We start from the raw sequence: 4,982 nt of genomic DNA, 5'->3' as shown, positions 1-4,982 counted from the left end.
GCAAATGTGTCGTAGCCGTAATTTTCAATTACTAAATCTGATTCACCAAACCCACGAAAGTCGATTCCAATCATTCGATACCCTCTAGGCAAAAAATAATTGTACTGGTATTCAAACATCTGATGATCAAACGGCCACCCATGTAAGAAAACAATTGGCTGACCATCTCCAACATCTTCCACTGCAATAGACGCATGATTCGTTCCCATAATCATTTTTTTCATCTTAGTTGCCTCCTATTACCTTCTCTACTTAAGTATAATAGAAGTGCTACTTTTTTAACGGGATAAAGCTCAGAGTCTCTCAACATTTTGTCGGTTTTAGCCCTCATTTTTTACTCGCGTAGACTTGGCATAAACCTTATAATGACTAGCGCAATTTAATCTACTATTTTTGACAAAAAACTCCCTCGTGAGATGCTTTACTTGTAATAAAATCAGTCTATGAAGAGAATGGAGGATTTTTATGTCAACAATGTTTTTTGTAAATTTCCCTGTATCTGATGTCAACCGCTCTGCTGCATTTTATGAAAAATTAGGTTTTGCTAAAAATAACGAATTCTCAAACGATGAAGCTGTGGCAATGGTTTGGGATGATCACTTTTGGATTATGCTGCTGAATCACGAATTTTATAGCCGTTTCATTAAAGATAAAACAATTGCAAACACTCAAACCACTAGCAGCTCTTTAATTGCATTCAGCTTAGAAAGTGCTGATGCAGTCAAAAAATTTGCTGAAACAGCCAAAGCCAATGGCGGTGATTTCCATAAAGTAGAAATGGGGATGTCTGAAGATCAAATGTTTTTACTTGAAGTACAAGATCCAGACGGAAATACCTTGGAGCCCAGTTGGATGGCTATGTAACTTGATTTATTCAAACCACTTAAATTACTAAATTGACGCAAAACACCTCTGTCGCATTCAGATACATTGAATGCGACAGAGGTGTTTTTATAAAGACGTTTTCTTATTTTCATAGAAATTCAATGGTTTGTTTGCCTGAAATAGGGTTAACATAGGTGTGACAATCCACTTCATACAATTCTTTAATGACCGCTTCTGTTAATACTTCTTCAGGTCTTCCTTCTTGAATGATTCGTCCATCTTTCATCGCATACAAATAATCCGTAAAGCGTGCAGCCAGATTTAAATCATGTAAAGCTGCTAATACTCCAATGGGTAAGGAAGCGACTGTTCTTAAAATACTCAGTTGATGTTTGATATCCAAATGATTGGTGGGCTCATCTAAAATCAAGAATTCAGGCTGTTGGACCAAGGTTCTGCCTAATATGACCCGCTGTTTTTCTCCACCAGATAGTGATAAGAAACTCCTATCCGCAATTTTCCCCAAGTCCAGTTGGAGAAGAACCTCTTCAACAATTTCATAATCTAAAGCATTGTCTCTCTCCATCAAACCTTTGTATGGTGAGCGTCCGAGTAATAACATATCTCGGATGGTAAAATCAAAATTGACTTCGTGAAACTGTCCCACGACACCTAATTTTTTTGCGAGTTGTTTATTTGACAGGTCTTGAACATTTTCGTCACCCAGAGTGATGACTCCCCGACTAGGTTCAAGTAGTTTAGAAACACTTTTTAATAAAGTTGATTTTCCACAGCCATTTGGTCCGATTACACCTACAAACTGATTCTTATTAACCTGCAAGGAAATCCCTTCTATAATCTTCTGAGAGGCAATAGATACCGATACGTTATCAATCGTTAAATTCATACTTACCCTCCAAACTCGTAGCCTTTTTTAACAAAAATATAAATGAACAGTGGTGCACCAATTAAAGAGGTCAAAATACCAATGGGCAATTCAACCGTTGGCAGGATGATACGAGACAAGATATCGCACCATACCATAAATAAAGATCCCGAAAAAACCGATAACGGTAAAAAGTACCGATGATTTGACCCGACTATCCCACGAACAATATGTGGGATGATCAACCCTACAAATCCAATCATTCCAGTATTGGCCACAATAACCCCTGTTAGAACCGACGTAATAACGAGATACAATTTGCGGTAAAATTTCAAATTCACTCCAAGTGTAATGGCTGATTCATCGCCTAATAACATAAGATTCAATATCCGTATTTGTGTTAAAAAGAAAAGCAAACAAACCAGAACAACGGTGGCTATCAAAGGCAGATTGGACCAACTTGCTCCGACTAAACTTCCCATCATCCAAAAAGTGACGGAACGAATTCCTTCCGCATCATTAGCGATATAAATAATGAAATTGGAAAAGGCTGTAAAGAGAGCATTTAATACCATCCCGGATAAGATCAATTTGATCGAATTCATTTGTCCAGTAGCATTCGACAAGAGTAATACCAGCAGAGCAGCTGTCACAGCACCTAAAAATGCCCAAAAAGATAACCCAAATTGAGACAATATACTGGTTCCCCCAAAACCAATCATGATAGCGAACGTTGCACCTAGAGAGGCTCCAGAAGAAATACCTAAGATATAAGGATCTGCGAGTGGATTCTGGACCGTTGTCTGCATCACCGCTCCAGCTAAGGATAAGCCCATACCTGTGAGCATCGCTAAGAGTACTCTTGGAAAACGAATCTGCCAGATGATATTTTCAAAAGAATCAGAAGAAACGACCGGTAAGTTATCAATCCTTCCCCCTGATAAATTTTTAAGAAGGATCTGAAAAGATTCTTTTAAAGGCACTGCGACTTGCCCGACCGCGACACCGATTCCAACCGAAAAAATAATCAATACAGTAAATAGGAGTAAACACATATAAAATAATTTGCGCTGTTTATCGATGTGGTTCATCCGTTTACTCCCTTCTTCTACTATGAATTAATTTTTTGACTGCATTTCAGCACTGAGTTGTTCCATACCGGTTAAAACTTGGTACCCGTAACTCCAGAACTGATTGTAATCAATCGTATAGATACGGTCTTCTTTGATTGCGGTCAGACTTGAAAGTGCGTCATTTGCTTTCAAATCAGCTAGGCTCTCTTTTGGATCGCGTCCACCCGTATAGTTAACCAACAATAATACATCTGGATCAGCTTCCAATAAGGCTTCCACGCTGATTTCTCCCGTTGCATCTGAAAATGTATTTTCTAAGTTCATATAGCTTAATGCATCGTTTAAGTACGTGTCTGCTGCACCACTGTAAATATCCACTTTAGTACCTTCTGCCCCAAAAATATAGGCATAATCAAGTGTTTCCTGTTTATCCGGAATGGCTGCGACGATTGCATCCATTCGTGTTTGCACATCCGCTGAAAATTGTTGTGCCTTCTCTTCAACCGCAAATAATTTTCCTAACTGATCAATATCTGTGTATAAATCCTCAAAAGTTGCGCCAGTCGTTGATGTCGCTTGAATATACGTCTGGATACCCACATCATTCAATTCTTCAACCGTTCCTGTTCCCCATTCGGCATTAGCAAACAGTTGTCCACGTCCCACAACGATATCTGGATCAGCACCTACGACTAATTCCTTTCCAACATATCCTTCTGACAAAACAGGAATGTTTGAAAAATCTTCAGTTACCGTTTCATCGCCTTCACCGTATAAGGCAGCTACGCCTACAATGTCTTCAGCCAATCCAAGTTGGATCAGCAACTCCGCTGTTCCCTGATTATTGGCTACAATCGATTTCGGACTAGATTCATACGTTACTTCTTTTTTTGAAAATACTGCGCCTTCTGATGACGCAGTGTAATTATCCAACGTTAATGGAAAAGTTGTTTTTCCGGTCTGTTCCGTTGACTGTTCACTCGCAGCTGTTTGCTCTTCTGCAACATTTTTTTGTCCACACGCACCTAGCAATAAGGTTGAAGCCGTAACAAGGCCTAAGAATTTCATAGTTTTTAGTATAGTCATTTTTTTCATCTCCAAATATTGTATGTATTTTATTTTTATCCGTTCAGTTTTATACTTTCAATCCTTCAGTTATTGTCTAAAATCAGGTATCAGATAAGACAAATCAAACTTTTTTAAATTGATAAGTATCTTCATTTCTAATTATATGATTGAATTTTGTTAAAGTAAATATAAATGTTAAAATATTCACAAATAAACAGAATAAGAATTACTATTTCGATACTTTTCTATTGGTTAATTCAAAAAAGTCCTTTAGACAAAATATATTCATTAGAATTCTAAATCCTATTTTAATTTGGCTAACTTATGATTTTTTTCACTTGCGGACACTATTGTCTCTTTTTATTAAACAATGGCAGTATGATAAAACGAATTTTAAATTTTCTTTCACTAAAGTAAAAATTAACATAAGATAAATAGTTATTTTTCCAAAAGCAAGTGTTTTTGGAAATCTCTATTATATAAAAATAAAAACTCTAAAACCCCAAAACCGGAATAATGTGACTCTCACTTCCATTTCTGATACAATAGGCCAGTCATGCTATTTCTCAGAGAAACTATATACTTGTTCGGATTAGGTCGATTTTTGAAAGATAGTCAGACTCTTGTATGCTAAACCAACCTAATCCGAAACACATTCACAAAAAATTAAATGCATGTATACCATGCCGAGGGAGAACCATTTGTTATTTAATGAATTAGAATTGAACCAACACCTATTGCACGCACTGAAAGAAGCAGGTTATACGAAAGCAACGCCTATCCAAGAGGATGCCATTCCGCATCTGATGAACAACAAGGACTTGTTGGGTTGTGCCCAGACTGGTACTGGTAAGACAGCTGCCTTTGCCTTACCCATCCTTCAAAATATTATGGAAGAAAAAATAGTTGGAAAAGGTGCCATCAAAGCCTTAATCCTTGCTCCTACACGTGAACTTGCCATACAAATCGGTGAAAGTTTCCAAACATACGCTAAATACCTTCCATTGAATATTCAAGTAATTTTTGGTGGCGTTTCCCAGAATCCTCAAACAGCCACGCTGAAACGTGGAACGGATATCCTAGTCGCGACGCCAGGCAGACTATTAGACCTTATCAAACAAGGATTTGTC

General features: G+C 37.6%; 6 protein-coding genes. 2 read left to right on the top strand and 4 right to left on the bottom strand.

Translation table 11 applies throughout. The annotated features are described in order from the left end of the window. A partial coding sequence (locus ABS911_RS14255; RefSeq protein ID WP_350468109.1) for an alpha/beta fold hydrolase occupies window positions 1-224 on the bottom strand: 224 nt, incomplete at its 3' end. A gap of 241 nt (window positions 225-465) precedes the next feature. Between ABS911_RS14255 and ABS911_RS14250 the strand changes: the two genes are divergently transcribed. Beyond that, entirely contained in the window at window positions 466-864 is a 399-nt protein-coding gene (locus ABS911_RS14250) for a VOC family protein (protein ID WP_350468108.1), read from the top strand. 109 nt (window positions 865-973) lie between these two features. Here ABS911_RS14250 and ABS911_RS14245 read toward each other — a convergent pair whose 3' ends face one another. Genes ABS911_RS14245 through ABS911_RS14235 form a run of 3 tightly spaced genes read right to left on the bottom strand, consistent with a single transcriptional unit; the run spans window position 974 to window position 3,870 of the window. Then, window positions 974-1,732, bottom strand: a complete 759-nt coding sequence (locus ABS911_RS14245; RefSeq protein WP_350468107.1) for an ABC transporter ATP-binding protein — start codon at window positions 1,730-1,732, stop codon at window positions 974-976. A gap of 2 nt (window positions 1,733-1,734) precedes the next feature. Next, window positions 1,735-2,802, bottom strand: coding sequence for a FecCD family ABC transporter permease (locus tag ABS911_RS14240; RefSeq protein ID WP_350468106.1), 1,068 nt, complete (start codon window positions 2,800-2,802; stop codon window positions 1,735-1,737). A gap of 27 nt (window positions 2,803-2,829) precedes the next feature. Next, window positions 2,830-3,870 carry an ABC transporter substrate-binding protein gene (locus tag ABS911_RS14235; RefSeq protein ID WP_350468105.1) on the bottom strand — a complete coding sequence of 347 codons (1,041 nt, stop codon included), beginning with the start codon at window positions 3,868-3,870 and terminating at the stop codon, window positions 2,830-2,832. A gap of 683 nt (window positions 3,871-4,553) precedes the next feature. On the opposite strand from ABS911_RS14235, the gene ABS911_RS14230 reads away from it, so the two are divergent. Further along, window positions 4,554-4,982 (top strand): DEAD/DEAH box helicase (locus tag ABS911_RS14230; protein ID WP_350468104.1); only part of this gene is annotated, 429 nt, incomplete at its 3' end.

The sequence above is a fragment of the Carnobacterium sp. genome (assembly GCF_040274425.1).
Note: the sequence above shows the minus strand (reverse complement) of the source record. Positions and strands in the feature narration are given on the sequence as shown.